This window comes from Glycomyces artemisiae, assembly GCF_003002955.1.
GTDB classification, from domain to species: Bacteria; Actinomycetota; Actinomycetes; order Mycobacteriales; family Micromonosporaceae; genus Glycomyces; species Glycomyces artemisiae.
Map to the genome: position 1 here is coordinate 17,352 of NZ_PVTJ01000003.1, position 25,995 is coordinate 43,346.

General features: G+C 71.2%; 23 protein-coding genes. 16 read left to right on the forward strand and 7 right to left on the reverse strand.

Annotated features, from left to right (window positions below; translation table 11 throughout):
* Positions 1-5: 5 nt before the first annotated feature.
* Complete coding sequence (locus tag B0I28_RS08895) at positions 6-662, forward strand: PaaI family thioesterase (protein ID WP_106363474.1); 657 nt, start codon at positions 6-8, stop codon at positions 660-662.
* Between the two features lie 46 nt (positions 663-708).
* Here the strand turns inward: B0I28_RS08895 and B0I28_RS08900 are convergent, their stop codons facing one another.
* Positions 709-1,575, reverse strand: coding sequence for an alpha/beta hydrolase fold domain-containing protein (locus tag B0I28_RS08900; RefSeq protein WP_106363475.1), 867 nt, complete (start codon positions 1,573-1,575; stop codon positions 709-711).
* 76 nt (positions 1,576-1,651) lie between these two features.
* Entirely contained in the window at positions 1,652-2,395 is a 744-nt protein-coding gene (locus B0I28_RS08905; RefSeq protein WP_106363476.1) for an SDR family oxidoreductase, read from the reverse strand.
* A 69-nt stretch (positions 2,396-2,464) separates the two neighbouring features.
* Between B0I28_RS08905 and B0I28_RS08910 the strand changes: the two genes are divergently transcribed.
* The 4 genes from B0I28_RS08910 (at position 2,465) to B0I28_RS08925 (ending at position 6,060) form a co-directional block, all read left to right on the forward strand.
* The gene (locus tag B0I28_RS08910; RefSeq protein WP_106363477.1) at positions 2,465-3,325 is read left to right on the forward strand and encodes a sigma-70 family RNA polymerase sigma factor; all 861 of its coding nucleotides are present in this window, start codon (positions 2,465-2,467) and stop codon (positions 3,323-3,325) included.
* Positions 3,326-3,334: 9 nt separating this feature from the next.
* Positions 3,335-4,147, forward strand: coding sequence for a thioesterase family protein (locus tag B0I28_RS08915; protein WP_106363478.1), 813 nt, complete (start codon positions 3,335-3,337; stop codon positions 4,145-4,147).
* 147 nt (positions 4,148-4,294) lie between these two features.
* Positions 4,295-5,221, forward strand: coding sequence for an ABC transporter ATP-binding protein (locus B0I28_RS08920; RefSeq protein WP_106363479.1), 927 nt, complete (start codon positions 4,295-4,297; stop codon positions 5,219-5,221).
* On the forward strand, positions 5,218-6,060 hold the full coding sequence (locus tag B0I28_RS08925; RefSeq protein WP_219926655.1) for an ABC transporter permease: 843 nt from the start codon (positions 5,218-5,220) through the stop codon (positions 6,058-6,060). The genes B0I28_RS08920 and B0I28_RS08925 overlap by 4 nt, the downstream gene beginning before the upstream one ends.
* 59 nt (positions 6,061-6,119) lie before the next feature.
* Here the strand turns inward: B0I28_RS08925 and B0I28_RS08930 are convergent, their stop codons facing one another.
* The gene (locus B0I28_RS08930) at positions 6,120-8,429 is read right to left on the reverse strand and encodes a glycoside hydrolase 5 family protein (protein ID WP_106363480.1); all 2,310 of its coding nucleotides are present in this window, start codon (positions 8,427-8,429) and stop codon (positions 6,120-6,122) included.
* Positions 8,430-8,600: 171 nt separating this feature from the next.
* Here B0I28_RS08930 and B0I28_RS08935 point away from each other — a divergent pair, with 171 nt between their 5' ends.
* The 5 genes from B0I28_RS08935 to B0I28_RS08955 are packed head-to-tail and all read left to right on the forward strand — an operon-like array spanning position 8,601 to position 14,302.
* Positions 8,601-9,626, forward strand: a complete 1,026-nt coding sequence (locus tag B0I28_RS08935; protein WP_106363481.1) for a LacI family DNA-binding transcriptional regulator — start codon at positions 8,601-8,603, stop codon at positions 9,624-9,626.
* Complete coding sequence (locus B0I28_RS08940; RefSeq protein ID WP_181245717.1) at positions 9,623-11,227, forward strand: FAD-dependent oxidoreductase; 1,605 nt, start codon at positions 9,623-9,625, stop codon at positions 11,225-11,227. The genes B0I28_RS08935 and B0I28_RS08940 overlap by 4 nt, the downstream gene beginning before the upstream one ends.
* A gap of 12 nt (positions 11,228-11,239) precedes the next feature.
* The gene (locus B0I28_RS08945; RefSeq protein WP_106363483.1) at positions 11,240-12,499 is read left to right on the forward strand and encodes an ABC transporter substrate-binding protein; all 1,260 of its coding nucleotides are present in this window, start codon (positions 11,240-11,242) and stop codon (positions 12,497-12,499) included.
* A complete protein-coding gene (locus B0I28_RS08950; RefSeq protein ID WP_106363484.1) occupies positions 12,499-13,452 on the forward strand; it encodes a carbohydrate ABC transporter permease in 954 nt (317 codons plus the stop codon). The genes B0I28_RS08945 and B0I28_RS08950 overlap by 1 nt, the downstream gene beginning before the upstream one ends.
* A complete protein-coding gene (locus B0I28_RS08955; protein WP_106363485.1) occupies positions 13,442-14,302 on the forward strand; it encodes a carbohydrate ABC transporter permease in 861 nt (286 codons plus the stop codon). The genes B0I28_RS08950 and B0I28_RS08955 overlap by 11 nt, the downstream gene beginning before the upstream one ends.
* Here the strand turns inward: B0I28_RS08955 and B0I28_RS08960 are convergent.
* Positions 14,299-15,462 carry a damage-control phosphatase ARMT1 family protein gene (locus B0I28_RS08960; RefSeq protein WP_219926657.1) on the reverse strand — a complete coding sequence of 388 codons (1,164 nt, stop codon included), beginning with the start codon at positions 15,460-15,462 and terminating at the stop codon, positions 14,299-14,301. The genes B0I28_RS08955 and B0I28_RS08960 overlap by 4 nt on opposite strands.
* A gap of 277 nt (positions 15,463-15,739) precedes the next feature.
* On the opposite strand from B0I28_RS08960, the gene B0I28_RS08965 reads away from it, so the two are divergent.
* From B0I28_RS08965 to B0I28_RS08990, 6 genes are all read left to right on the forward strand, one after another.
* A complete protein-coding gene (locus B0I28_RS08965; RefSeq protein WP_106363486.1) occupies positions 15,740-17,014 on the forward strand; it encodes an ABC transporter substrate-binding protein in 1,275 nt (424 codons plus the stop codon).
* A gap of 80 nt (positions 17,015-17,094) precedes the next feature.
* Positions 17,095-17,982, forward strand: coding sequence for a carbohydrate ABC transporter permease (locus tag B0I28_RS08970; protein WP_425433440.1), 888 nt, complete (start codon positions 17,095-17,097; stop codon positions 17,980-17,982).
* Positions 17,979-18,896 carry a carbohydrate ABC transporter permease gene (locus B0I28_RS08975; protein ID WP_106363488.1) on the forward strand — a complete coding sequence of 306 codons (918 nt, stop codon included), beginning with the start codon at positions 17,979-17,981 and terminating at the stop codon, positions 18,894-18,896. The genes B0I28_RS08970 and B0I28_RS08975 overlap by 4 nt, the downstream gene beginning before the upstream one ends.
* Positions 18,896-21,445: a beta-galactosidase gene (locus B0I28_RS08980; RefSeq protein WP_106363489.1), complete on the forward strand. Its 2,550-nt coding sequence runs from the start codon at positions 18,896-18,898 to the stop codon at positions 21,443-21,445. Before B0I28_RS08975 ends, B0I28_RS08980 begins: the two co-directional genes overlap by 1 nt.
* 23 nt (positions 21,446-21,468) lie before the next feature.
* Entirely contained in the window at positions 21,469-22,695 is a 1,227-nt protein-coding gene (locus B0I28_RS08985; RefSeq protein WP_106363490.1) for an ROK family transcriptional regulator, read from the forward strand.
* Between the two features lie 84 nt (positions 22,696-22,779).
* Positions 22,780-23,247, forward strand: a complete 468-nt coding sequence (locus B0I28_RS08990; RefSeq protein WP_106363491.1) for an SRPBCC family protein — start codon at positions 22,780-22,782, stop codon at positions 23,245-23,247.
* A gap of 1 nt (position 23,248) precedes the next feature.
* Here B0I28_RS08990 and B0I28_RS08995 read toward each other — a convergent pair whose 3' ends face one another.
* The 3 genes from B0I28_RS08995 to B0I28_RS09005 are packed head-to-tail and all read right to left on the reverse strand — an operon-like array spanning position 23,249 to position 25,944.
* Complete coding sequence (locus B0I28_RS08995; protein ID WP_106363492.1) at positions 23,249-23,926, reverse strand: haloacid dehalogenase type II; 678 nt, start codon at positions 23,924-23,926, stop codon at positions 23,249-23,251.
* Between the two features lies 1 nt (position 23,927).
* Entirely contained in the window at positions 23,928-25,385 is a 1,458-nt protein-coding gene (locus tag B0I28_RS09000) for a nitrilase-related carbon-nitrogen hydrolase (protein WP_106363493.1), read from the reverse strand.
* Positions 25,369-25,944, reverse strand: a complete 576-nt coding sequence (locus B0I28_RS09005; RefSeq protein WP_106363494.1) for a TetR/AcrR family transcriptional regulator — start codon at positions 25,942-25,944, stop codon at positions 25,369-25,371. The genes B0I28_RS09000 and B0I28_RS09005 overlap by 17 nt, the downstream gene beginning before the upstream one ends.
* Positions 25,945-25,995 lie beyond the last annotated feature (51 nt).

A 25,995-nucleotide genomic window follows, 5' to 3' on the forward strand; every position in this document is an offset into this window, starting at 1 on the left:
CGCGGATGTCCAGCGAGGACCTCGAACTGCGCCGCAGGGCGGTCGCCGAGCTCGGGCGCGAGATGCGCGCGCTCGTGGAGACCATGGCGCGCACCGAGACCCCCACTGCGGTCCTGGAGGAGCTGGCCGGGGAGGTCAAGCGGCTCGAGGCGCGGTTCACGGGGCGGCGCAGGGAGCGCGCCGAGGTCCCGGACGTCGACGTGTTCCCGTTCGGGCTGCGCATGTTCAGCCCCGCGACCGGCCACGGCAGCCCGATCGCGCCGCCGATGGACATCGAGGAGACCGACTGCGACGGCATGGTCGGGCGGTGCGTCCTGGGTGTCGTCCACGAGGGCCCGCCCGGGTACGCGCACGGCGGCCTGAGCGCGATGCTCCTGGACGAGCTGATGGGCTGGGCGTGCGCGGCGAAGGGCCTGCCCGCCATGACGATCGGCCTCGACGTGCGGTACCAGCGCCCGGTGCCGGTGGAGATGCCGCTGCTGCTCAAGGCCCGGGTCACCGGGATCGAGGGCCGCAAGATCACCGTGGCCGGGAGCGTGTGCCCCGAGGACGACCCCGAGACGATCCTCGTGGCGGCCGAGGGCCGCTTCGTGGCCCCTGACCTCGACCGGGCGCGGTCGCTGTTCCCGAAGGCGGGCACCTACGCCAAGTTCACGGACTAGACGGACGCTCGCCGGACACCGTCGCCGTACGTGCTGCGGACCCGCTTCAGCCGTTGAGGCCCTTGGCGAGGAAGCTGATCGACTCGTCGATCTCGGGCAGGTGCGGCGGGTGGTTCAGGTGCCCGTGCGTCATCCCCGGTGCGACCCACAGCTCGACCGGGACGCCCAGCTCGGCGAGCTGGCGCTCCAGCAGCTCCCCGGAGGCGCGCAGGTCGTCGTACTCGGAGACGAGGATGCGGGTCGCGGGCAGCCCGTCGAGCCGGGCCGCGCCCGGGAGGGCGTCGGCGGGCACGTCGCTGATGCGGCCCACGTAGTTGCGGACCATGCCTTCGACGCTCGCCGTGTCGAACCGGGCCGGGATCGTCGCCATCTCCGGGTACAGGCTCCAGTCGAGCGACGGGTTCGGGTAGTGCGCGAACGGGTAGGCGAGCAGCAGCGCGTCCGCCGGCCGCGGCCCGATGTCCCTGGCGCGCAAGGCGGCCGAGATCGCCAGCGCGCCGCCCGCGCTGGCCCCGCCGATGCCGATCGGCGCGTCCGCGAACTCGGCCTGCCCGGCGAGCCAGGTCCAGGCGGCGTGGACGTCGTCGATCGGCACGGGGTAGCGGGTCTGCTCGCCGTCGGCGAGCCGGTAGTCCACGGAGACGACGAACGCCTGGGCGCGGCGGGCGAGTTCGACGGCGACGACGTGCCCTTCGGGCATGTCGAGGTCCCCGTGCGAGAACCCGCCGCCGTGGGCCCACAGGATTGCGCCGCTCAGGGCGCCTTCGGGCCGGTAGGTGCGGATCGGCACGGGCCCGTGCGGGCCTTCGACCGCCGTGTCCTCGGTGGCGACTCCGCTGGTGTCCCATGCTGCTTCGGCGAAGGGCTCGCCCTCGCCGCTGAAGATGGCGGTGAAGTAGGGGTGGACCGGCATGGAGGCCTCCTCGGTTCGCGGGTGACCGTAGTCTGCCGCATCGGGGGCAATCGCTTCCATGCCGGTCCGGGTCGTCTCACCAGTCGACGTGGCCGAGGCGGTCGGAGAACGTGCCGGTGGGGCCGTCGGCGCCGATCGTGGCGAGGCGGATGAAGGGGTCGGTGCCTTCAGTGACGGTGAGTTCGCCGCGGTGGCCGTTCATGTCGGTGGCGGCGAACCTGCCGGTGGCGACCTCGCCGGGGGTGACCACGTTGAACTTGATGTCCGGGAACGCCTGGGCGTAGCGGACGGTGAGCATGTTCACGGCGGCTTTCGAAGTGCTGTAGCCGAGTTCGTGGAGTTTCGAGGCGGCCTGGTTCGGGTCGGTGACGACGGAGAAGGCGCCGACGCCGCTGGAGACGTTGACCACGCGCGGGTGCTCGGCCGCCTGGAGGAGCGGCAGGAACGCGTGGGTGACGCGGACCGTGCCGTAGACGTTGACCTCGAAGGCGGGCGTGATGTCGGCGACGGTGGCTTCGCTCGGGTGGACGATCGCGCCGGGCGCTCCGGCGTTGTTGACGAGGACGTCGAGGTGGTCGGTGTGCTCGCGGACGAGCCGTTCGGCGGCGGCGACCGATGCGTCGTCGGTGACGTCGAGCTGCACGAAGACCACGTCGATGCCGTCGGCGGCGAGCTTCTCGGCGGCGGCGCGGCCGCGGGACTCGTCGCGGGCGCCGAGGAAGACCTTCCAGCCTTCGGCGCCGAGGCGGCGGGCGGTCTCCAGGCCGAGGCCCTTGTTGGCGCCGGTGACCAGAGCGGTTTGGGTGATCGGAGTTTCCATGGCTACCATCTGCTTCCTGTCGGGGTTGCTTCTACTGCTCTGACGGACGGCGGCGAAGGAACCAGACGGATGCGCGAAGAAAAAATCTCGGAATTCGAGTTCGAGGCCCACCGGCCCCATCTGCGGGCGGTGGCGTACCGGATGCTCGGCTCGCTCAGCGAGGCCGAGGACGCGGTGCAGGACGCCTGGTTGAAGGCGTCGCGCGCGGACGTCTCGGAGGTGGAGAACCTCGCGGGCTGGCTGACGACGGTGACGGGCCGGGTGTGCCTGGACCTGCTGCGCTCGCGCCAGTCGCGGCGCGAGGACCCCTTCGACGGCCAAGAGCCGCAGGTACGGCTGGCGCGGCGGGTCGACCCCGAGGAGGAGGCGGTGCTCGCCGACTCGGTGGGGTTGGCGATGCTCGTGGTCCTCGACGCGCTGTCGCCGGTCGAGCGGCTCGCATTCGTGCTCCACGACCTGTTCGCGGTGCCGTTCGCGGAGATCGCGCCGATCGTGGAGCGCAGCCCGGAGACGACGCAGCGCATCGCGAGCCGGGCCCGCCTGCGCGTCCGCGGCACGTCGAAAGTGGACGGCGACCTGGCGCGGCGGCACCGGGCGGTGGAGGCGTTCCTCCAGGCCGCCAGGGACGGCGAGTTCGCCACCCTCCTGACGCTCCTCGACCCGAGCGTCACGATGCGCCTCGACGAGCGGGCGCTCCGGCTCAGCGGCGGCACCCATCTGGTCGGCGCGCAGGCGGTCGCGGAGGCGTTCTCGGGCCAGGCGCGGCTCGCGCGGGCGGTCCTGCTGGACGGCGAGGTCGCGGTGGCCGTGGTCCCGCGCGGCAACCTCCTCATGGTCTTCACGCTCCGCTTCGAGGGCGACCGCATCGCGGAGATCCGCGCGATCGGCGACGAGGCGGCGCTCACTGCGCTCGAACTCCACGTCCCCTAGATTCACTGCATGACCGAACAGCACGACGGCTACTTCGTCCGGCTCGACCAGAGCGGCGACTCCGCCCGGTTTCAGCCCACGCCCCACACGGGCGGCGCCTGGAACGTCCGCGAGCAGCACATCAGCCCCATGAACGGGCTCATCGTCCACGAGGTCGAGCGGTTCTGCGCCCGGCGCGGGCCCGACGGGATGGCGGTGAGCCGCATCAGCGTCGACATCCTCGGGGTGCTGCCGCTGGACCCGTTCGAGGTCGAGGTGGCGGTGGTCCGGCCGGGCCGCACCATCGAGCTCCTGGAGGCCACGGTGGTCTCGGGCGGGCGCGCGGCCGTGCGGGCGCGGGTGTGGCGGGCGGTCGTGCTCGACACGGAGAAGATCGCGGGCGGCGAGGACGCGCCGCTGCCGGGTCCGGAGACCGCGGCGCCCGTCGACCTCGAACAGGTCTGGCCGGGCGGGTACATCCGGTCGATCGAGGCCCGCCCGGTCGGCACGCCCGAGCCGGGGCGGGTCACGGCGTGGATCAGGGCGAAGGTCCCGGTCGCCGCCGGCGAGGACGCGAGCAGCCTCGCGAGGCTCTCCGGCCTGGTCGACACCGCGAACGGCGCTTCAGTGCGCGAGAGCCCGCAGGCGTGGCTGTTCCCGAACGTGGACCTCACGATCCACCTGTTCCGCCAGCCCGTCGGGCACTGGCTCGGCCTCGACACCACGGTCGTCTTCGGGCCCTCGGGCCTGGGCACCACGTCCAGCGCCCTCCACGACACGGCCGGGCATTTCGGGCACGCGCAGCAGACGCTCACCATCCGTCCCAGGCCCGCCTCAGCGTGAGCGCGTAGGCCCGGGTACGACCCAGGTACGACCCGGGCCCGCGAAAGACCCGCGTTCAGGCCCACGCGGTGAGAGGTTCCCGTCCGTAGCGTCGTTCCCATGAGGCCGCGAGCAGAACGCGGCGCTACAGGGAACGAGGGAACCGCGATGATCGAGGCACGCGAACTGACCAAACGCTACGGGGACAAGACCGTGGTCGACCGCCTGAGCTTCACCGTGAAGCCCGGCGAGGTCACCGGGTTCCTGGGCCCCAACGGGGCCGGGAAGTCCACGACCATGCGGATGGTCCTGGGCCTGGACGCCCCCACCGCCGGGACGGTCACCGTCAACGGCCGCGCCTACGCCGGGCACGGCGCCCCGCTCCACGAGATCGGCGCGCTCCTGGAGGCCAAGTCCGTCCACCCCGGCCGCTCCGCGGTCGGGCACCTGACGGCGCTCGCGCAGACCCACGGCATCGCCCGCAAGCGCGTCGACGAGGTCATCGAGCTCGCCGGGCTCGGCAGCGTCGCCCACAAGCGGGTCGGCGCGTTCTCGCTCGGCATGGGCCAGCGCCTCGGCATCGCCGCTGCGCTGCTCGGCGACCCGGAGGTCGTCATGCTCGACGAGCCGGTGAACGGCCTCGACCCCGAAGGGGTGCTGTGGATCAGGAACCTCCTTGCCGACCTGGCCGCGGAGGGCCGGGCGGTGCTCCTGTCATCGCACCTGATGAGCGAGACCGCGCAGATCGCCGACCACCTCGTCATCATCGGCCGCGGACGGCTGCTCGCCGACACGACGGTCGCGGACTTCGTGCGCGAGTCCGGTGCGGGCGCGGTGAAGGTGGCCTCGGACGAGGCCGCGAAGCTGCAGGCGCTCCTGGCCGGGCCCGACGTCGCGGTGACCGCCTCGAACGAGACGGAGCTGCTGGTGTCGGGGCTCGACGCCCGCGCGATCGGGCAGGTGGCGCTGCGCCACGGCGTGCCGCTGCACGAGCTGACGCCGCTCGGGGCCTCCCTGGAGGAGGCGTTCATGGACTTGACCACTGACGAGCTGGAGTACCGCAGTGCCCCGGCGGACGGAAGGAGCGCGCGATGACCATCGCACTCGAACGCCCCGCGGAGGGCGGCAACAAGACGCGGACCCCGGTGAAGCCGGTGCGGTTCCGGCGGGTCCTGCTCTCGGAGACCACGAAGTTCCGCACGATCAGGTCCACGTGGATCTGCCTCGCGCTCGGCCTGGTCCTGCTCGGACTGTTCGGCTCGATCGGCGCGTTCACGTACGACGGCGCCGGGGTCACCGACGGCCCGCCCGGCATCTCCGGGCGCCCGCTCGACGCGGTGAGCCTGGCCCTCATGGGCCTGTCGTTCGCGTCGCTGGTCGTGGGCGTGTTCGGGGTCCTGTCGACCGCGGGCGAGTACTCGACCGGGACGATCCGCTCAACGCTCGCGGCAGTGCCGAAGCGCCTCCCGGTCCTGTGGGCCAAGGCGATCCTGGCGGGCGGCGCGGTGTTCGCGATCAGCGCGGTCGGCGTGTTCGCGGCGTTCCTGATCGGCTCGGTCGGGCTCGACGGCGAGGCGATCTCCCTGTCGTTCACCGACGACGGCGTGCTCCGGGCGCTGTTCGGCGCGGCCCTGTACCTGGGGCTCGTGGCGGTGTTCGGGGTGGCGCTCGGCGCGCTGCTGCGGTCCCCGGCGGGCGGGATCGCCGCGCTGGTGAGCATCCTGCTCATCCTGCCGGGCCTGGCGATGCTGCTCCCCGACTCCTGGTACGACGCGCTCAACCCGTACTTCCCGTCGAACGCGGGCGGCGCGGTCTACGCGCTCACCGAGACGTCGGACCGGCTCTCACCGGGCGCGGGGATCGCGGTGTTCGCCGGATGGGTGGCGGTGACGCTCGCCGCGGCGGCGTTCCGCCTGAAGAAGACCGACGTGTGATCGGGAGAGAGGGGCCGCCCCCGGGGAAACACTCCCCCGGGGGCGGCCTTTTCGGTATGTCACGCAGCGAGGTTCGCCGCGAGGTCGGTCCCGAGGAACAGGCGCGGGGCGCCGTCGAGCACGACGGTGGCGCGGCCGTTCGACACGGGCATGGCGGCGCGCTGGCCGATGCAGTCGACGCGGGTGAGGGACGACCCGGCGGCCTTGACGGACAGGCCGGTCTTGGTGGGCCAGTGGTCCTCCCACACCTCGGGGGCGGGGAAGTTGCGGTCGGCGGGGTCGTGGTCGGGGTTGAGGATGTAGCCGTCGGCGCGGTGCCACAGGACGGCGGCTTCGCCTGCGGGCGTGTCGAACAGGAGGCCCTTGGCGAGCGGGTCGGCGAACGCGAGCCAGCCGCGCGGGGTGGCCTGGTCGAGTTCCCTTGCGGCCGTGGCGTAGGCGAGCAGCGAGGGCTTGGGGCTGGTGTCGCGGTTGACGAGCCCGAAGTGGTACTCGACGTTCTCGGGGTCGGCGACCTGCGGGCGGCCGAGGACGGAGTCGTGGAACTGGTACCAGCAGACGTTGCGGATGCCTTCGGCCTTGGCGAGCGCGAGGGTGAGGAAGACGTTCTCGGCGGCGGCCCGGTAGGTGTCGTTCCACCAGCCGTTCGGGCGGGTGCAGGCGTACGCCTCGGTCAGCCAGATCTCCTTCTCGCCGTGGACGGCCATGATCGCCTGGAGCTTCCGGAGGCCGCCGAGGAAGTTCCAGTAGGTGCCGGTGGCGCCCGCGTCCCAGTCGTCGCCGTCGGGGATGTAGTCGGGCGTGAAGTTGCCGCGCCCGGGGTGGTAGGCGAACCCGTCGATGAGGTCCCAGCCGCCGCCCGCGATGAAGTTCTCGACCCACGGCTCGTCCATGCCCGCGAGGCCGTTGTTGAGGAGCTTCACGTCGGCGCCGATGGAGGCCGCGTAGTCGCGCACGGGCCGCAGCGCCTTGTCGATGTAGGCCTGGGCGGCGTCGCCGGTGTTGAAGGGCCGGTTGAGCTCGTTGCCGACCTCGAAGTACTCGGCCCCGGCGGCGACGGCCTTGTCGGTGTTGGCCTGGGCCCAGGTGGCCGCGGCGGCGTCGTCGACGGTGAGGTCGGGCTGGAGCTCGATGTTGTGGGCCATGCCGCGGGCGTCGAACTCGGCGGGCGGCAGACCGGGCCCGCCGTCGTAGGCGATGCGCACGCGGTTGACGCCCGCGAGCTGCCACAGGTCCAGCAGCGCGTCCGCCGAAGGCACCTGGAGCCACGGGTAGTTCGCCATGCCGAACATGCTCTCGGACCCGGACTGGTAGGTGTGGGCGCCGAGGACGCCGATGTTGGTGCGCGCGAACGCCTCCTGGCCGCCGTAGGAGGCGATCACCTCGGCGGTGGCGATGCCCGCGGCCGGGGTCGGGACGCTGATGACGTGGTCCCACGTGCCGCCCGCCGGGACGGACCCGGTGAGGTTCCCGCCGGTCAGCTGGGTGCCGTTGAAGTCCTTGACCCACCAGTCGAGGTCGACGGCACGGGTCGCGGCGGCGCCGTTGGCGACCTGGACGTGGATGCTCGCGGTCGCCCCCGCGGCGGCCCAGAGGTTGAACGGCTGCTCGGTCCAGATCTCGATGCCGAGGTCCTGGGCGGTGCCGATGGACGCGGTCGCGGAGGGCCGCTTGTCGCTGAAGAAGAAGTCCGCGGTCGAGACGATCGAGCCGTCGGACTGGACGACGCCAGGGGCATGGATCCAGGTGGCGTTGGTCCAGGCCTGCCGGGAGTCGGCGAGGAGGAACATGCCGTGGAGGCTCCCCCAGGTGGAGGCGTGGGCGATGCCCGTCGTGTGCTCGTAGGGGATGCCGCCGCCGGCGTCGCGGACCCATTCGGTGACGGGCACGTACGCGTCCGCCTCGGTGGGGGCCTGGATGGCGCGGCTGAAGAGGAACCCGTCGGGGATGAGGGTGGACGGGCCGGTGACGTGCCATTCGAGGTGCACGTGGTTGGTGGACACGGTGAAGTACCCGGCGACCGTGACGGCGCCCGCGGCGGCGGGCATCGTGTAGTCCATCCGGATCGCGGGGGTGCCGTCGGCGAGGGCGGTGAGGACCGGGGTGCCGCCGGTGGAGAGCTGGATGCCCGCGGCGGAGTCCTTGATCTGGAACTTCGAGCCCGCCGAGCGGGTGGTGCCGCTGCCGTCGCGGATGGCGACGCGGCCGCCGACGGACGCGAGGACGCTCACGCCGCTCGCACTCAGGGTCACGTCGCCCTCGGCGGCCCAGGCTTCGACGGGGCTCGCTTCGGCTGCGAGCAGGACTCCCGCGGCGAAGGTGGCGCCGAGGAGGCCGCGCCGGGTCAACGCTGATCGGTCAGACGTCATCGTCTGTCTCCCATGCTGGTTCTGATAATTCGCATTATCTGCGAGTGCCGCTCATCGTGCCGGGCCGGACCTGGGCGTGTCAAGGGGTCTTGCGGATTTTGATGTTACGTATTATCGTTCCGAGGACCGCGCTGCTAATGCGCATTATCGAGATCGATGGGACAACGACAGATGACAGGGAAGCCCGGCAAGGTGACGCAGCGCGAGATCGCGCGCATCGCCGGAGTCAGCCAGACGACCGTCTCGATGGTGCTCAACGACCGGGACGGGTCGAACATCCGCATCCCCGACGCCACCCGCGAGCGCGTGCGCCGCGCCATCGAGCAGTCGACGTACGTCGCCGACCCCGCCGCCCGCCGCCTCGCCGGACTCGATAACAAGATCCTCGGGGTCTTCACGTACGAGTCGGCGCTCAGCCCCGAGTCGATGGACTTCTACGGCCCGCTGCTCAACGGCATCGAGCGCGCCGCCGAGAGCCTCGGCTGCGACCTGCTGTTCTTCACCTCCTCCCCCGTCGAGGAGGGCCGCAGGCGCCTGTTCCACCGGAACACGCGGCTGCGCCTGGCCGACGGCTGCGTGCTGCTCGGCCAGCAGATGGACGGCGAGGACCTCGAACGGCTCGTCGCCGAGTCGTTCCCGTTCGTCGCGGTCGGCCGCCGCGACGAGACCGACGCGCCCGTGCCGTACGTGGGGATCGACTACGGCGCCCTCACCGGACGGCTGCTGGACCGCGCCGCAGAGCTCGGCCACGAGAAGGTCCTCTACCTGCACCGGGACCTGAACAGCCCCACCGCGAGGGACCGCCTCGCCGCGATCGGGCGGGCCCCCGGCGCGCTCGCCGTGGCGCCCTTCATCGTCGGCGACGACCTCTCGGACCTCCCGCAGGTCGTCGCCCGCTCCGGCGCGACCGCCGTGTTCGCCGAGGACGCGTTCCTCGTGGAGGACGCCGCCCTGGTCCTCGCCGACCCGAGCCTGTCGCTCGCGGCCCTCGCCGAAGTGCGCGGCCACCGCATCGGCGGCCGCACCCTCTCCGGCTTCCACACCCCGCGCCAGCAGGTCGCGGCCGAAGCGCTCGCGCTCCTCCAGCAGCTCATCTCCACGCCCGCGGAAGAGCACGGCGGCATCGAGATCCAGCGGCTCCTGCAAGGCGAGGTCGCGCTCGGCGAGACCCTCATCCTGCGCGGCGGCACCCGATGAGGCGATTGCAGACCGACATCGCGGTCGTCGGCGGCGGGCTCGGCGGCGTCGCCGCGGCGCTCGCGGCCCTGCGCCGCGGCCGCCGGGTCGTGCTCTCCGAGGAGTACCCGTGGCTCGGCGGCCAGCTCACCAGCCAGGCCGTGCCGCCCGACGAACACGTCTGGGTCGAGCAGTTCGGGATCACCGCCACCTACCGGCGACTGCGCGAAGGCATCCGCGCGTACTACCGCGACGCCTACCCGCTCACCGACGCCGCCCGCCGCGACCCGCAGCTCAACCCCGGGCGCGGGCGCGTCAGCCGCCTCTGCCACGAGCCGCGCGTGGCCCTCGCCGTCATCACGAAGATGCTCGCCCCGCACCTGTCGAGCGGGCGGCTCACCGTCCTCCAACCCCACGTGCCCGTCGCCGCCGAGACCGTCGACGGCCTCGTCCGATCGGTGACGCTGCGGCACCAGGACACCGGGGAGGACACCGTGGTGGAGGCGGCGTTCGTGCTCGACGCGACCGAGACCGGGGACCTGCTCCCCCTCACCGGCACCGCGTACGTCACCGGCGCCGAGGGCCGCGGCGAGACCGGCGAGCCCAGCGCCCCCGAGACCGCGGACCCGGCGAACATGCAGTCGATCGCCTGGTGCTTCGTGTTCGACCACGTCGACGGGGACCACACGATCGAGCGGCCCGCCGACTACGACCACTGGCGCTCGCTCGCGCCGGAGTTCTGGGGCGACGCGATGCTGTCGTTCACCGCGCCCAGCCCGCGCACGCTCGAACCCGAGACCCGCACCTTCAACGTCAACCCGCCGTACGACACCGTCGGCGGCAAGGAGGCGCACGGCGACGACCCCGGCGACCTCGACCTGTGGGTGTTCCGCCGCATCGCCGCCCGCGAGACGTTCCTGCCCGGCAGCCTCGACAGCGACATCGTGCTCGCGAACTGGCCGCAGCTGGACTACCTGGGCGGCAACGTCATCGACACGCCCGACCGGGACGAGCACCTGCGCGCCGCCAAGGCCCAGTCGCGCTCGTTCGTGTACTGGCTCCAGACCGAGGCGCCCCGGCCCGACGGGGGGACCGGGTGGCCCGGGCTGCGCCTGCGCGGCGACGTCGTCGGCACCGACGACGGCTTCGCGCAGGCGCCGTACATCCGCGAGTCCCGCCGCATCCGCGCCATGCGCACGGTTGTCGAGCAGGACGTGGCCGTCGCCGTCCGCGGCCACGGCCGCCCGGCGACGTTCGAGGACTCCGTGGGCGTCGGCATGTACCGCATCGATCTGCACCCCTCCACCGGCGGCGACAACTACATCGACGTCGAGTGCGCCCCCTTCGAGATCCCGCTCGGGGCCCTCGTGCCGATCGAGACCCGCAACCTCCTGCCCGCCGCGAAGAACATCGGCACCACGCACATCACCAACGGCGCCTACCGGCTCCACCCCGTCGAGTGGAACGTCGGCGAATCCGCCGGCGAGCTCGCCGCGTTCTGCCTCGACCGCTCCCTGCACCCCGGGGACGTCCTCGCGAAACCCGAACTGGTCCGCCGGTTCCAGGCCGCCCTCACCGAGGCCGGCGTAGAAATCCACTGGCCCGAGATCATCGGCTACTAAAAGGAACACATCATGCCCACGACAGCAAAGAAGCTGGTCAGCGCCCTCGCATTGGGAACATTCGCGACCACGGCCGCCTGCGGCGGCACTGACGCCGCCACGGAGGACATCGAGCTGCGCATGTCCGTCTGGACCTCCAACGAGGACCAGCTCGCGCTCTTCGACTCGATCGCCGACGCCTACATCGCCGACCACCCCGAGATCACGTCGATCACGTTCGAGAGCCTCCCGTTCGAGGAGTACAACACCACCCTGACCACGCAGATCGCGGGCGGCAACGCCCCCGACCTGGCGTGGATGGGCGACCTCTCGGCCGACCTCATCGACTCCGGCGCACTGGTCCCCCTCACCGACGCCCTTGAAGGCACCGAAGGCTGGGACTACGGGGATCTGCTGCCGAGCGTCACCGGCGAGTTCAGTCGGGACGGCGAGCTGTACGCCTACCCGTTCTCCAACTCGCCCTTCGCCTTGTACGTGAACACCGACCTCCTCGCCGAGGCCGGGCAGACCTTCGACCCCGCGGGCCTCACCTGGGACAAGGTGTCCGAGATCGGCGCGGCCGTCCACGACGCCACCGGCAAGGGCGGCTTCGTCGTCAACGACTTCAACTACTCCTCCTGGAACACCCTCGCCACGATCTGGACCGGGTTCGGCGCCACCGCCTGGGACACAGACGGCACCGAGTGCGGGTTCACCTCGCCTGAGATGACCGAGGCGTTCACGTTCCTGCACAAGGCGATCTACACCGACGAGTCGATGCCCGGCCCCGGCACGACCGCCGACTTCTTCGCCGGCGACGCGGCCTTCGCCGTCGCGCAGGTCTCGCGCGCCGGGAACCTCGACGGGTCCTTCGCGTACGACATCGCGCCGCTGCCCGCGGGCCCCGCGGGCGACTACTCGGTGATCGGCCAGGCCGGCATGGGCGTCCTCGCCTCCAGCCCGAACGCGGAGGCGGCCACCGGGTTCCTCGCGTACCTGACGAACCCCGAGAACGCGGCGCAGCTCGCCCAGTACTTCCCGCCGCCGCGCCAGTCGCTCCTGACCGGCGAGGCGCTCGCGGCCAACAACGAGAAGTTCACGGCCGAGCAGCTCCAGACCGTCGTGGTCGACCAGATCGCCGACGCGGTAACGCTGCCGAACCACACGAACCCGGCCGAGATCGCACAGAAGGCGAAGACCGAGCTCGACGCGATGTGGGCGCCCGACGCCGACATCCCGGGCGTGCTCGCCTCGGTGTGCTCGGCCGTCGACCCGCTGCTGGTCGCGAAGTAATGGCGGTCGGGACCCGACCCGCTCCCGGGGCGGCCGCGGCCGCCCCGGGAGCTCCCGCGCGGCCCCGGCGGTGGTGGACGATGGGCCGCGCCGACGCGGCGACGGGCTACCTGTTCATCGCGCCGCAGCTGGTCGGCGTGCTGGTGTTCGTGATCGTTCCGGTGGGGCTGGCGATCTGGTACAGCCTCAACGACTGGAACATCTTCACCGGCCAGCTGACGTACGTCGGCGGCGGCAACTACCAGGCGGCCCTTGACGACCCGGCGCTGCCGAGCGTGCTCGGCGCGACCGCGGTGTTCTCCGGGGGCGTGGTGGCGCTGAACATCGTGCTGGGCCTGGCGCTCGCGGTGATGCTCAACCGGCGCTTCAAGGGCGCGGTGCTGTTCCGGACGCTGTTCTTCTCGCCCGTAGTGGTCTCGGTGGTCGCCTGGACCCTGGTGTGGGGCTTCCTGCTCCAGGACAACGGCGGCGTCAACGGGGTCCTCGCGCTGGTCGGCGTGGACGGCCCGAACTGGCTCCAGAACGGCCCGACCGCGATGGTCGCGGTGACGTTCACGCAGGTGGTGCGCAGCGTCGGCATCAACATGGTCCTGTTCCTGGCGGCGCTGCAAGGGGTCCCCGGGGAGCTGTACGAGGCCGCGCGCCTCGACGGCGCGGACCCGCGGCGGATCTTCTTCCGGATCACCCTGCCGCTCATCTCGCCGACGCTGCTGCTGACGGCGATCATCACGATCGTCGGGGCGCTCCAGTCGTTCGCGCAGATCGCGGTGCTCACCGAGGGCGGGCCGGGGCTGTCGACGACGGTGCTCGTCTACTACGTGTTCCAGCAGGCGTTCAGCTTCAACGACATCGGGTACGGTTCGACGCTCGCGCTGATGCTCCTCACGTTCGTGATGGTGCTGACGGTGATCCAGTGGCAGCTGCGCAGGAAGTGGGTGTTCTATGAGGACTGAGACCGCGCCGCGGCCGTTCGGTCCGCTCGCGCGCCGGATCGCGCTGTACGCCGCGCTGATCGTGCTGGCCGCGCCGTTCGTGATCCCCACGCTGTGGATGGTCGCCTCGTCGTTCAAGCCGCTGAGCGAGATCTTCGCGTCGCCGCCGTCGTTCTTCACCGACTCCCCCACGGCCGCGGCCTACGGCGAGGCGTTCGCGTTCCAGCCGTTCGCGCGGCAGTACTTCAACAGCGTGTACATCGCGCTCGTGGTGACGCTCATCGTGCTGCTGGTGTCGGGGCTCGCCGGGTACGCGTTCGCGCGCATCCGCTTCCCCGGCCGGAACCTGCTGTTCGTGGTGGTGCTCATCGGCCTGCTCGTGCCGAGCGAGGTGACGATCGTGCCGCTGTTCCAGATGTTCAAGCAGGCGGGGATGGTGAACACGCACTGGCCGCTGATCCTGGTGACCGCGTTCGCGGCGCCGTGCGTGCTCGCGACGTTCATCATGCGGCAGTTCTTCATCGCGCTGCCGGTGGAGCTGGAGGAGGCCGCGCGCCTGGACGGCCTGGGCCGCTTCGGGATCTGGCGGCGTATCTGCCTGCCTTTGGCGCGGCCCGCGCTGTCGGCGGTGGCGATCCTGACGTTCCTGTCCTCGTGGAACCTGTACCTGGAGCCGACGGTGTACCTGACGTCGCCGGAGCTGTTCACGCTCCCGCAGGCGCTCACCCGGTTCACCGACCCCTATGGCGGGGAGATGTGGAACACCCAGCTCGCGGCGGCGACGATGACCGTCGTCCCGGTCCTGGTGGTCTTCCTGATCGCGCAGCGCCAGTTCGTGGAGAGCCTGGCCCACTCGGGGCTCAAGGGTTAAGCCTTCACCTGGATGAAGGCGCGGGTGCCGGTGAGGCGCCAGTCGGGCGCGTCGGCGTCGAGCTTCGCGAGGCGGGCGGGGTCGACGCCGACGGCCAGGTCGGACTTGGCGGTCCGCAGGGCCGCCACCGGGCCCGGGAAGTACCCGGCGGCCTGCGCGAAGGGGGTCGTCGGGTCCCATTGCCGGTCGCCCACGAGGCGGCGGTAGTTCAGGTCGCCCTTGAGGATCACGAGCTTCGCGGCCGCGAACTCCTCGGCGAGGTCCGAGGGCAGGGTCCGGTAGTCGGTGGGGTGGACGTACGCGCCGTGGGACCGCAGCCGCAGCCAGCCGAGCCGGATCGCGTCCCGCAGGCGCCCGGCGAGGTCGCGCACGGCCTGGTGCGGGTCGCGGTCGAGGGCGTCGAGCGTGTCCACGACGTCGCGGCCGGTCGCGTCGGAGACGAAGTACGGGTGCGGCTTGAGGTGCAGCTCGACGGGCCCGGTGCCGGTCTCCAGCAGGTGGTCCACGAGCGCGAGGTCGGCGGTGATCTCGCGTCCGGCGTTGTCGGCGACCACGATGACGGGGGCGTCGCCGGGCGCGTCGGCCAGCGCCCACAGTGCGTCGGAGTCGTCGGCGACGAGGTCGCCGTTGGCGGTGTCGGCGTCGGGGTTGTTCGTGCGGAAGCCCAGGTCGGCCTGGTTGCCCCAGAGGGCGGCGAGGAGGAGGGCGCGGCGGCGGTCGTCGGGCGCGGCGCCTTCGAGCGAGGCGTAGGCGTCGAGGTCGGTGCGCAGTTCGGGGCCGTCGAGCTGGGCGCGCTTCTGGGGCGCGAAGGGGTCGACGCCGCACCAGGGGCTCTCGTAGTGGTGGAACTCGACGGCGCGGAGGAGGCGCCGGTAGAAGTACGCCTCGGCCCACAGGAACGGCAGGGAGTCCCAGGGGCGGCCCGCGTGGGCGGCGATTTCGAGGTGCCAGGTGTGGATTTCCGGGCCGCCGGGGGTGCGGGGCGGGACGGTTCCGGCGAGGGACTCGGCGAGGAGCGCTTCGAGGGCCTCGGCGATGTGCGGCGGGTAGGGGTGGTCGGCGAGGAGGTTGGCGATGAGCACGGGGTGGCGCTCGTGGAAGACCGACCGGCTGAAGGAGCCGGGCCGGTCGATGCCGATGTGCGGGGGCAGGTCGGGCACGTCCACCACTCCGTTCGCTCGCGGTACGCGGCAATGATGCCATCCCGTGGTGCGGTGTTGTGCGGCCGTTCGGACGTCCGTGTCCCCCTTGGGTTGTGACGCACTGCATCTTACCGATAACACTTTTATCGGTCAATCGGTCCCCCACCTGGGGCGACGTTGCTCGAATTGTTATCTACGCCGGTCTATCCAACCATTTATCTATGGGTTAGATTTACCCCCGTCTCAACCCCGTGCCGACGGTGTAGTCGGCGCAAGACCGAGGAAGGCCGAGACAATGGAGAACAAGATTCGCCGGCGCACACTGGTCCAGGCCGCGGCCACCGCGGGCGTCGCGGTTCCCGTCCTTGCGGCGTGCGGAGGCGGCGACGACGACGGCAACGGCCCCCTGAAGATGGTCGTCTGGGGCGGCGACCTCGACAAGGAGACCTACCAGGCCCGCATCGACTTGTTCGAGAAGGCGAACCCCGACGTCAAGATCGAGCTCCAGCTGATCCCCTCGGACCAGTACGAGCAGAAGGTCCAGACGATGATCGCCGGCGGCGACGGCCCCGACATCATGCAGGTCGCCGAGGGCGTCAACACCTACTCTTCGAAGAGCCAGATCCTGCCGCTCGACGACTACGCCAAGGACGCCGGCCTCGACCTGGAGGAGCGCTTCGGCGCCGTCGGCACCCTCTACAGCTACGAGGACAAGGTCTACGCGATCCCCGACCGCTCCGGCGCGATGATCGTCTACTACAACAAGGACCTCTTCGACGCCGCGGGCGTCGAGTACCCGACCGCCGAGTGGACCCAGGAGGACGCCCAGGCGGCCATGGAGAAGCTGACTATCTCGGGCACCCAGTGGGGCTACGGCGGCGCCGGCTGGTGGCCGCAGTGGTGGTCCTTCGCCTACCAGAACGGCGGGCAGATCATCGACGACTCGGGCCAGCCGACCGCGAACTCGCCCGAGGTCGTCAAGGCCCTCCAGTGGGCGAACGACCTGGCGCACAAGGACCACGTCGTGCCGACCGCCGCCGAGTACGCGGACATGGGCCCGGACATGGGCGGCGACCCGGCCTTCGCGGCGCAGAAGGTCGCGATCAACACGACCGGCTTCTGGGCCATCGGCGGCCTCCTCGAAGTGGACTTCAACTGGGACATCGCGCCGCTGTGGCGCGGCGCCGACCAGGCCGTCTCGGCCTTCGGCTCAGGCCTGGCGATCTCCCGCGACTGCAAGAACCCCGAGCGCGCGTTCAAGGCGATCGAGTTCCTGACGAGCGCCGACGCGCAGGAGGTCATCATCGACAAGGCCCAGGACGTCCCGGCCAACCTCGAAGTGCAGCAGTCCGACGCGTTCCTGACCCCGTCGTGGGCCACCAAGCCCCTGAACATGGCCGCGTTCGGCGAGTCCGCGGACTTCATCTTCCGCGCGCCGTTCATCCCGCAGTGGAACGAGATGCAGGCGGCCTTCGACGACAACCTGGGCACTTTCTGGAACGAGGGCGGCGACGCCCAGACCGAGCTGGACAAGATCCAGACGCAGCTCGAATCGATCATCACCGATTAATTAGGGCCTCAACGATGTCGAAGACCATCGACGAAGCCCCCGGCGCGGTGCGCTCTGCGCGCCGCGCCGGGAGGCGCAGAATGTCGTCGCGCAGCAAGAAGGAAGCCTTCTACTTCTGGCTCTTCATCTCGCCGTGGCTGATCGGGTTCGTGGGATTCCTCCTCGGCCCGATGATCGCCTCCGTGTACATCTCGTTCACCGAGTGGGACTCGTTCACGCCGCCCGAATGGGTGGGCCTGGACAACTACGTCAAGGCGCTCACCGGGGACCCGGTGTTCTGGAAGGCGCTGGGGAACACGTTCTACTACGCGCTCATCTCGGTCCCGCTGGGCCTGGTGATCGGCGTGTGGCTGGCGAACCTGCTGAACAAGCGGGTGCGCGGCCGCAAGCTCTTCCGCACCTTCATCTACCTGCCGACGCTGGTGCCGCTCGTGGCGACCGCGATGGTCTTCAAGATGGTGCTGGCGCCCTCGGGCCCGCTGAACGAACTGCTCGGGTGGTTCGGGATCGAAGGGCCGAACTGGCTCCTCGACCCGACCTGGGTCAAGCCCGCGCTGATCGTGCTGTCCGCCTGGGGCGCCGGCGGGGCCACCGTGCTCCTGCTGTCGGCCATGAACGGCATCCCGCGCGAGCTGTACGAGGCCGCCGAGATCGACGGCGCCAGCGCCTGGCGCCAGTTCTGGTCGGTCACGTTCCCGCAGATCACCCCGGTGATCTTCTTCAACCTGATCATGGGCCTCATCGGCTCGTTCCAGATCTTCTCGCAGGTGTACATCCTGACCGCGGGCGGCCCGGACAACGCGAGCCAGATGATGGTGCCGCTGCTGTTCCGCGAGGCGTTCTCGTTCTACCACTTCGGTTACGCGTCGGCCGTCGCCTGGCTGCTGTTCATCGTCATCATGGCGTTCACGCTCATCGCGTTCCGCACGTCCCGCAGCTGGGTCTTCTACGAGCAGGAGGTCCGATGACCGCTCTGGCCACCAAGCCCCGCGCCGGGCGCAAGAAGCTCACCGGCGAGCGCGAGCCGCGCCTGCTGTCGGTGTTCAAAGCCTCGCCCGCCACGTACGCGGTGCTCCTGATCGTCTCCGCGATCTTCTTCGTGCCGTTCATCCTCATGGTGTCGATCTCGCTCGCAAGCGACCAGACGAGCGCGCAGAACGCGTTCACCGTGATCCCGACCGAGTTCGAGTGGCGCAACTTCACCGAGGTGTTCACCGCGACCGGCCTGCCGGTCGGGCGGTTCGTGCTCAATTCGGTCCTCATCGCCACGCTCTCGGCGGTCGGCCAGGTGCTCTCGTCCTCGCTCGTCGGGTACGCGTTCGCGCGCCTGCGGGCCCCGGGCAAGGGCGTCATGTTCATGATCGTGCTCGCCACGATGATGATCCCCGCGCAGATCACGATGATCCCGCAGTTCCTGCTGTTCAAGGAGCTCGGCTGGGTGAACACGTACCTGCCGCTCATCATCCCGAACTTCTTCACCAACGCGTTCAACGTGTTCCTGGTACGGCAGTTCGTCTCCCGCATCTCGGGCGAGCTGGATGAGGCGGCGCAGATGGACGGCCTGGGGTACTTCGGGATCTACCGGCGCATCATCCTGCCGATGATGTGGCCGATCCTCACCGCCATCGCGATCTTCACGCTCACGCACGCGTGGGGCGACTTCATGGGCCCGCTCATCTACCTCAACTCCGAGGAGTCGATGCCGCTGGCGCTCGGCCTCCAGTACATGACGGGGACGAGCAATGAGATGCAGCTGCCACCGTGGAACCTGGTCATGGTCGGGTCGATCATCCTCACACTGCCGATGATCGCGATCTACTACCTCGGCCAGAAGTACCTCTACGAGATGAACCTCCAAGGCGGAAGTGCAGGGGTGAAGTAGTGACCGATCTGTCCACTTCGGCCGTGCGGCTCGACCCCACCGGGCTCGTGCTCGACGGCCGCGAGGAGGCGCTGCTGTGCGCGTCGCTGTTCTACTTCCGGCTCCCTCGGGAGACCTGGGAGGCGCGGCTCGCCGCGGTCCGCGCCACCGGCTACCGCGCGATCGACGTCTACCTGCCGTGGAACTTCCACGAGACCGCCCCCGGCGTGTGGGACTTCGAAGGACGGCGCGACGTCGGGGCGTTCCTCGACCTCGCGCATGAGGCCGGCCTCGCCGTGATCGCGCGGCCCGGACCGTACATCTGCTCCGAGTGGGACGGCGGGGCGCTGCCGGCATGGCTGGGCCTGGACCCGGACTTGCGTGTGCGCCAGGCCGAACCGCGGTTCCTGGAACAGGTCCGCGGCTGGTTCGACCGGGCGATGCCGCTCCTCGCGGAGCGCCAGTGGGGCCGCGGCGGGTCCGTCGTGGCCGTGCAGCTGGAGAACGAGCTCGACTTCTTCGACACCGCCGACCGGCACGCCTACATCACCGCCCTGCGGGACATGGCGACCGGCCACGGGATCGACGTGCCGCTCATCGCGTGCGCCGGCCAGGGCGACCTGGTCGGCGCCAACGGCGACGTCGAAGGCGTGGCGCCCGCGTTCAACTTCTACCCCGACGACCGCTCGCCGTTCGTCGAGGCCGAGGTCCGCCGCTACGCCGACCTGGTGGCCTCGCGCGGCCTGCCGCTGCTGGTCACCGAGACCAACCGCAGCCACGCCACGCTCCGCCGCCTGCTCGTCTCCGGCGCGACCCTGATCGCGCCGTACCTCCAGGGCTCCGGCTACGACTTCGGGTACACGCCGTCGGTCGGCAACTGGGGCGACCCGGGCGGGTTCATGACCCACGACTACGACTTCGGCGGCTACCTCTCCCCCGTGGGCGAGGCGCGTCCGGAGACGGCCGAGGCCCGCGTGCTCACCGCGCTCGCGCGCACGCTCGGACCGGCCCTGGCGAAGGCCCGGACCACCGAAGCCGAAGGCGTCGAAGCGGTCTCGGTGACCACCAGCTCGTCCCCGTCGCGGCTCCTCCTCGACGGCGGCGGCACGGTCACCGGCGTCCCGAACCTCACCGAGAAGCCCGGAACCGCACAGGTCGGCGGGATCGAAGTGGCGCTCGCGCCGCGCTCGACCGCGCTCATCGTGCAGGACCTGCCGCTGGAGGGCTTCGGCCTGTCCGGCGTGCTCGGGTTCGCCTCCGCGGACCTGGTGAGCGCCACCGCGAACGGGCTCGTGTTCGCCTCGCGCGCGCCGAGCACCGTCGTCGTGAACAGCGAGATCGCCGCGTTCGAGACCCCCGAGACCGGGAACCCGGTGCGGCGCACCGTGGGCAAGGTCCAGGTCGTCGTGCTGCACCCGGAGGACGTGCCCGACGCCGACGGCGCGCAGGGCGTCATCCACGGCCCCGCAGGGGAAGCCGCGGAGCTCACCGCCGCGTACCGTCGCGCGCTGCCGACCCGCTCGGGCCGGACCGAGGCGCACGACCTGCCGCCGGTCTCCGAGGCCGTGGGCGTCCACCGCGGGCGCACCCACTACCGCGCGGACATCGACGGGATCGGCGAACTGCTCATCGAGGGCGCGGCCGACATCGTCGACCTCGCGCTCGACGGCGAGAGCCTGCCGACGCGGGTCGTCTACGGCGCCACCATCACCGTGCAGGCCGCGGGCAAGTCCCGGCTCGACGCCACGGTGGAGACCTGGGGCCACGCCAACTTCGACGACGCGCGGCTCCCGGGCCTCGCGCTCGGGTCGCTCCGCGGCCTCGGGAAGGTCTGGGCGGTAGTCGACCGCGAGGACGTCCACGCACTGTGGACCGTCGACGGCGGCTCGCAGTGGGCCGGGGACCCCGCGCCCGTGCGCGGCCTCGGCGGCTGGAGCAGCACCCGCATCGGCCGCCCGGCGACCTACCGCCGCGCGCTCCCGGTCGACGGCGTCTCCCACTACGCCTTCCACCTCGGCGAACTGACCCTCCCGGTCGAGGTCGCCGTGGACGGCCATGCGCGGACCGTCAGCCCGCTCGACCCGTGGGTCCACCTGGAGCCCGGACAGGGCCGCGAAGTGGCGGTCACCGCGCCGCACTGGCCCGGCTCCGGTTCCGGCCCTGTGGAACTGCTCCGGCTCGAAGCCGTGCGCGGCTGGCAGGTCGAGGCCCAGAACGACGCGGCGATCATCGCGCTCGCGGGCCAGGACGCCGAAGGGCTCGCCGTCGAACTGCCGCTCGACCTCGCCCCCGGCGAGGAGGCGTGGCTCGACGTGCCCGTCCCCCAAGGCGGGCAGTCGCTCCGGTTCGAAGGCGAGCAGGTCCGCCTGAGCGCCTTCGCCAACGGCGAACTGCTCGGCCGGGTCTGGCTCGACGACCCGCACCGGCCCCGGTTCACCGGCGGCGATCCGGGTCGACTGTGGATCCCCGCCGAGTGGAACTCCGGTACCGTCAGAGTGCTGGCCCGCGGCACCGCCGGAGGCGTCCAGCCGCGCCTCTCACGCGTCACCGCAGCCCCCGCACCGGAGTAGATCCGAGCCCCAGGAGTACCGACATGGCCCCCACCAGGCGCACTTCACGCGACATCCGCAGCGAGTCGCGGCTCGACGTCCTGCACGCACTGCTCACCGCGGGCGAGACCACCCGCAACGACCTCGCGCGCACCACGGGACTGAGCACCGCGACCGTGGCGACGGTCGTCAGCGACCTGCTCTCGGGCGGGATCGTCACCGAAGCGCGCGTCGCCAGCGGACGGGTCGGGCGGCCCACGACACTCCTGCGGCTCAACCAGGATCGCGGCCGCATCGTCGGCGTCGACGTCGCGGAGACGTACATCAGGGCGGTCGTGTTCGACGCCGCCCTCGATGAAGTCGCCTCCGCCGAGGTCGCCGCCGACGAGCGGCACGACGAGACGGAAGAGGTCGTCGACGGCATCGCGCGCGCCGTCGACGCCGCCCTGGCCGAGGCGGGCACGCCGCGCGGCGAAGTGCTCGGCGTGGGCATCTCGCTCCCGGGCTCCATGCAGCGCTGGGGCGGGGCCTCCCCCGTCATGCCGAACGCCGCGTGGCGCCACCTCGACCGCATCCACGAGCGCCTCGGCCTGCCCGTGGTGCTCGACAACCCGCTCAAGGCCATCGCCACCGCCGAACTGTGGTTCGGCCAGGGCCGCAAGCACTCCAGCACCATCACCGTGAACCTCGGCACCGGCGTCGGCGCCGGGATCATCCTCAACGGCGCGATCCTGCGCGGCGCCACCAACTTCGCGGGCGAATGGGGCCACAGCCTCCTCGCCCTCGACGGGCGGCCGTGCCGGTGCGGGAGGCGCGGCTGCGTCGAGGCGTACGTGGGCGCCGACGGCATCCAGCGGACCCTGGGAGCGATCAACCCCGAGCACCGGCTCGCCTCGGTCACGCACCAGCGGGACTTCATCGGCGCCTTGGCGACCGCGCTGGAGCCGCCCGAACCCGACCCGGCCGTCACCGAGACGATCGAGCGCACCGCCCGCTACCTGGGGGCCGCGCTCGCCGACCTCGTCGCGATCGTCAACCCCGAGACCATCACGCTCACCGGATGGACGGTGTGGGCGCTGGGCGACCACCTCGTGCCCGCGGTGCGCCGCAGCGTGGTCGAGGAGGCGCCCGGCGATTCGGCCGCCGACCTGGAGGTCGAGGTGTCCACGGTGCGCGGGAACTCGGTCGCCACCGGCATCGCCACGATCGCGCTCGAACGCTTCCTCAGCGACGTCGGCCTCGTCACCACGCGGGTTCCCACCGCCCTCTGAGGTGTGCGGGCCGCCTTCCCGGGTAACCGGAGGGCGGAAGACGACGCGCCGACCGGCGCGTTCCGCGACCGAAGGAGGTCTGCCTTGAGCAGCATCACCGAATCAGTCGACGTCGAAGTCCCGGTCTCCACGGCGTACAACCAGTGGACCCAGTTCGAGACCTTCCCGTCCTTCATGGAGGGTGTCGACGAGGTCCAGCAGATCGGCGAGACGCTCACCCACTGGCGCATGAGCATCGGCGGCGTCGCCCGCGAGTTCGACGCCGCGATCACCGAGCAGCATCCCGACGAGCGGGTCGCCTGGAAGTCCATCTCCGGTCCCTCGCACGCGGGCGTGGTCACGTTCCACCGCCTGGACGACGACCACACCCGCGTCACCGCGCAGATGGACATCGACCCCGACGGGTTCGCCGAGACCGTCGCTGACAAGGCCGGGTTCCTGACGCACCGCGTCAAGGGCGACATGCAGCGGTTCAAGTTCTACATCGAGGACCGCGGCACGGAGTCCGGCGGCTGGCGCGGCGAGGTCGAACCGCCCGGCCTGCCGCTGTAACTCAATCCTGTTCGAGGGCCTCGGCGAGTTCGCCGAGGCTCTCGCACTGCCAGTCGAACGCGTCCTCCGGCCCGGGCGGGTCGCCGATGGGGCGGCGCACGTACGCCGTCCGCATCCCGATCGCCTGCGCGCCGCGGAGGTCCCACGCGTGCGCGGCGACCATGAGCAGCCGCTCCGGCGGGCTGCCGACCGCCTCCACGGCGAGCCGGTAGACCCCGGGCGCGGGCTTGTACGTCTGCGCGTCCTCGGCCGAGAGCGCCTGGTGCCAGCGCAGACCCGCGTGCGCGGTCAGGTGGAGCAGCGCGGCCCGGTTGGCGTTGGACAGGGCGAGGACGGGGAACGTGCAGGCGAGGCGTTCGAGGCCCGCGGCCGCGTCGTCCCAGGCGGTGTGGCGGCGCCCCGCGCCGGCGAGGCGGGCGATGACGGCCGCGTCCGTCACTCCGGCCTGCTCGGCGACCGCGGCGGCGGCTTCGGCGTCGAGGGCGTCGGCGGTCGCGAAGGGGCGCTCGCCCTTGACGATCCGGTCCTGTTCGCGTTCGATGTGCCGCTGCCACAGGGCGAGCAGCGCATCGGTGTCGCCGCCGGGCGCGGCTTCGCGGATGGCGGCGGCGAGGCCGCGGGGCTCGTCGACCATGGTGCCGAGGACGTCGAAGACGACAGCGTCGATGGGTGCGGTCATGTCACTCCTTGGTGTCGGGGTCCGATGCTGCCACATCCCGGCGGCGCGGGACCACGGCGAGAACGGTACCCGCAAGGAGGATCGTGAACACGGGGAAGAGGAACCAGTTGCCGAGATAGTCGTAGACGGTCCGCACGGCTTCGACGGGGACGTCGGCGACGGCGAAGCGGGCGTCTTCGGCGAGCACGGTCCCGCGGGCGTCGCTGACGGTCATGAGGCCGATCTGCCCGGCGCGCACGAGTGAGAAGCCCTGTTCGACGCCGCGGGTGACGGCGACGCGGGAGTGCCACCAGCCGTCGATCGTGAAGTCGAGGGCGGGGGCGAGGACCAGGCCGGTGCCGTTGTCGCCGTACTCAGCCATGTACCCGGCGTGGTCGAGGTCCTTGCAGATCGCCAGGGCCCAGTTCCCTTCGGGGCCGGGGATCAGGATGACGTCTTCGGTGGAGGGGGTCATCCAGTCCTCAAGGCCGGGGATGAGGTGGTGCTTGTCGTACTGGCTGCCCGTACCCCCGTCGGCGCGGATCCAGATTGCGGAGTTGAGGACGTCGCGGTCGGTCTGGATCGCGATGCCGAGCACGAGGTCGATGCCGGTGCCGGCGGCGAGGGCGGACCAGCGGTCGAGGTAGGCGCCGGACTCGTCCGAGGAGACGAGGAAGACCTTCTCGGGGAGTACGAGCACGTCGAGGTCGTCGGCGGCGGCGATGCGCTCGATCTCGGCGGTGTAGTCGGCGAAGAGGGCTTCGGCCTTGCCGGTGTCGACGGGGATGGAGTCCTCGTCGGTGGGGAGCGCGAGCGCACCTGCGCGAACGGTGGGGCCCTGGTCGACGGGGCGGGCGAGGCCGAAGGCGAGGACTGCGGCGAGGCAGGCCGCGGCGGTCGCGCCGATGCCGATGGCGCGTCGGCGGCGGGCGCCGGGGGCGAGGATCGTGGCGATGGCCGAGGGGATTGCCATGAGCAGGAAGGTGATCCCCCAGATGCCGGTGACGGACGCGAGCTGGAGGACGGCGGTCTGCCCGGCCTGGGTGTAGGCGAGGCTCCACCATTCGCCGCCCGCGTCGGCGTTGATGACGGACCCGAGGTACTCGACGGCCACGATGCCCGCGGGGAAGGCGAGGAACGCGGCCCAGTGGCGGCCGCGGCGCATCAGGGCCCGGTACAGGAGGGTCGCGGCGGTGTAGAGGCCGGTGAAGACGACGACCGAGACGACGATGAAGACCGGCGCCATCTCCAGGGAGTCGGCGAGGTACCACCAGATGCGGGCGGTGCCGCCGAGCCAGGCGGCTTCGGCGGTGAGGAGCGCGGCCCGGAACCCGAGCCGCGGGACGGCGAGGAGCATCGGGATCGGGGCGGTCCACATGAGCCACCACACGGGGTCGAGCCAGAAGCCGAGGGCGAGCATGGCGGCGGTCCCGAAGGCGCCGAAGAGGATCCACGGGAGGGGTCTAGGCGAGGATGCCATGGAGGAGCCTTTCGAGGGTGTCGTGGCAGAGGGTGCGGAACGCGTCGGGGTCGGGGGCGATGCGCCCGCCTTGGTAGAGGGCGACGAGGCCGTAGAGGCCGGAGGTGACCGCGAGGCCGAGGGCCCAGGGTTCGGCGGGTGCGAGGTCGCCTTTCGCCAGGCCGGATTCGATGATGCCGGTGAGCAGGCCGAACAGGCGGGAGCGGCCGGATGAGAAGTCGGCGGGGTAGACGCGGGCGCCTTCGCGGGGCTCGATGAACATGAACGCGAACTGGTGGGGCCGCGCCAGCGCGAGGTCCACGAGGTCGTCGACGGCGCCGTGGAGGGCTTCGACGGTGTCGTCGGGGATGTGCTTGCGGCTCAAGCGCTCGTAGGTCTCGGTGAAGAGGTCGTCGGCGACGCGGTCGAGGAGCGCTTCGCGGCTCGGGAAGTGCCGGTAGACGGCCATGGGCGAGAGGCCGACGGCGTCGCCGATCTTCCGCATGCTCACCGAGGCGCTGCCACCGTCGGCGACGAGTTCCTTTGCGACGGCGACGATCCGGTCGAGGGTCGTGGTCATGTTTACACCATACACAATCGTGTTTACGGCGTAAACTCGCGGGGCGCGAAG

Excerpts from the sequence above, each read along its gene's own strand:
- B0I28_RS08895 (WP_106363474.1), top strand. The coding sequence starts at position 6 with ATGTCCAGCGAGGACCTCGAACTGCGCCGCAGGGCGGTCGCCGAGCTC.
- B0I28_RS08900 (WP_106363475.1), bottom strand. The coding sequence starts at position 1,575 with ATGCCGGTCCACCCCTACTTCACCGCCATCTTCAGCGGCGAGGGCGAG.
- B0I28_RS08905 (WP_106363476.1), bottom strand. The coding sequence starts at position 2,395 with ATGGAAACTCCGATCACCCAAACCGCTCTGGTCACCGGCGCCAACAAG.
- B0I28_RS08910 (WP_106363477.1), top strand. The coding sequence starts at position 2,465 with ATGCGCGAAGAAAAAATCTCGGAATTCGAGTTCGAGGCCCACCGGCCC.
- B0I28_RS08915 (WP_106363478.1), top strand. The coding sequence starts at position 3,335 with ATGACCGAACAGCACGACGGCTACTTCGTCCGGCTCGACCAGAGCGGC.
- B0I28_RS08920 (WP_106363479.1), top strand. The coding sequence starts at position 4,295 with ATGATCGAGGCACGCGAACTGACCAAACGCTACGGGGACAAGACCGTG.
- B0I28_RS08925 (WP_219926655.1), top strand. The coding sequence starts at position 5,218 with ATGACCATCGCACTCGAACGCCCCGCGGAGGGCGGCAACAAGACGCGG.
- B0I28_RS08930 (WP_106363480.1), bottom strand. The coding sequence starts at position 8,429 with ATGACGTCTGACCGATCAGCGTTGACCCGGCGCGGCCTCCTCGGCGCC.
- B0I28_RS08935 (WP_106363481.1), top strand. The coding sequence starts at position 8,601 with ATGACAGGGAAGCCCGGCAAGGTGACGCAGCGCGAGATCGCGCGCATC.
- B0I28_RS08940 (WP_181245717.1), top strand. The coding sequence starts at position 9,623 with ATGAGGCGATTGCAGACCGACATCGCGGTCGTCGGCGGCGGGCTCGGC.
- B0I28_RS08945 (WP_106363483.1), top strand. The coding sequence starts at position 11,240 with ATGCCCACGACAGCAAAGAAGCTGGTCAGCGCCCTCGCATTGGGAACA.
- B0I28_RS08950 (WP_106363484.1), top strand. The coding sequence starts at position 12,499 with ATGGCGGTCGGGACCCGACCCGCTCCCGGGGCGGCCGCGGCCGCCCCG.
- B0I28_RS08955 (WP_106363485.1), top strand. The coding sequence starts at position 13,442 with ATGAGGACTGAGACCGCGCCGCGGCCGTTCGGTCCGCTCGCGCGCCGG.
- B0I28_RS08965 (WP_106363486.1), top strand. The coding sequence starts at position 15,740 with ATGGAGAACAAGATTCGCCGGCGCACACTGGTCCAGGCCGCGGCCACC.
- B0I28_RS08970 (WP_425433440.1), top strand. The coding sequence starts at position 17,095 with ATGTCGTCGCGCAGCAAGAAGGAAGCCTTCTACTTCTGGCTCTTCATC.
- B0I28_RS08975 (WP_106363488.1), top strand. The coding sequence starts at position 17,979 with ATGACCGCTCTGGCCACCAAGCCCCGCGCCGGGCGCAAGAAGCTCACC.
- B0I28_RS08985 (WP_106363490.1), top strand. The coding sequence starts at position 21,469 with ATGGCCCCCACCAGGCGCACTTCACGCGACATCCGCAGCGAGTCGCGG.
- B0I28_RS08995 (WP_106363492.1), bottom strand. The coding sequence starts at position 23,926 with ATGACCGCACCCATCGACGCTGTCGTCTTCGACGTCCTCGGCACCATG.
- B0I28_RS09000 (WP_106363493.1), bottom strand. The coding sequence starts at position 25,385 with ATGGCATCCTCGCCTAGACCCCTCCCGTGGATCCTCTTCGGCGCCTTC.
- B0I28_RS09005 (WP_106363494.1), bottom strand. The coding sequence starts at position 25,944 with ATGACCACGACCCTCGACCGGATCGTCGCCGTCGCAAAGGAACTCGTC.